Origin of the sequence: Vibrio sp. 10N.222.52.B7 (genome assembly GCF_041474275.1) — a bacterium.
GTDB classification, from domain to species: Bacteria; Pseudomonadota; Gammaproteobacteria; order Enterobacterales; family Vibrionaceae; genus Vibrio; species Vibrio crassostreae_C.
The window spans coordinates 1,303-2,193 of sequence record NZ_JBFRTU010000154.1 but is presented as its reverse complement, the minus strand read 5'-3'; the positions used below and the strand labels follow the sequence as shown (position 1 = coordinate 2,193).

At 44.3% G+C, this 891-nt stretch carries 1 protein-coding gene; it reads right to left on the bottom strand.

The annotated features are described in order from the left end of the window. Positions 1-96 precede the first annotated feature (96 nt). Positions 97-891, bottom strand: a 795-nt coding sequence (locus AB4512_RS21930; protein WP_372175657.1) for a helix-hairpin-helix domain-containing protein, incomplete at its 5' end; no start/stop codon positions are given.

Sequence of the window (891 nt, the reverse complement as noted above, 5' to 3'; positions counted from 1 at the left end):
ATTCTCAACAATTAAAAAGCCCTCATTTTTATATCAGAAACAAAAAAGGCACTCCCTTGAAAGGAGTGCCTTTGAGCTTTTTTTATCTGTATTTACTTACGAAATAAGGGCTATTAGATCTTCTTCTGTTCTTATTTCGATACCTAAATCTTGTGCTTTAGTTAATTTAGAACCCGCAGCTTCACCGGCAAACAAGATGTCCGTTTTCTTCGATACGCTACCCGTCACTTTCGCACCTAATGCTTGTAACGCAGCTTTAGCTTCACTTCGACCTAATTGCGACAATGAGCCTGTTAACACAACGACTTTACCTTCTAATGGTAGCTCTTGGTCATCGGCAGCTTCTTCGATGATTGGCCAATTCACACCTAGCTCTATCAGCTGATCGACGACCGCTCTGTTTTTCTCTTGTGAGAAGAAGCTGGTGATATGGCTAGCAACGATGTCACCAATATCTGACACTTCAACTAATTGTTCATGAGTAGCTGCTTGAACCAGTTCCAACGTCTTAAAGTGTTGCGCTAAGTTCATCGCTGTCGCCTCACCGACTTCACGAATACCGAGTGAATAGAGGAAACGCGCTAACGTCGTGTCTTTAGCTTTATTCAACGCACTCACGACGTTCTGTGCCGATTTAGGCCCCATTCGGTCAAGAACAGTAATCACGCCAGCACTTAGCTTAAATAAATCAGCAGGTGTTTCGACCATTTCACGGTCCACAAGCTGCTCAATAACTTTCACGCCCAGTCCATCAACGTCTAGCGCCTTTCTAGAAACAAAGTGTTTAAGTGCTTCTTTACGCTGCGCCTGACAGACTAAACCGCCAGTACAACGCGCTACAGCTTCACCTTCTACACGCTCAACCGCAGAACTACATACTGGGCAAGCATC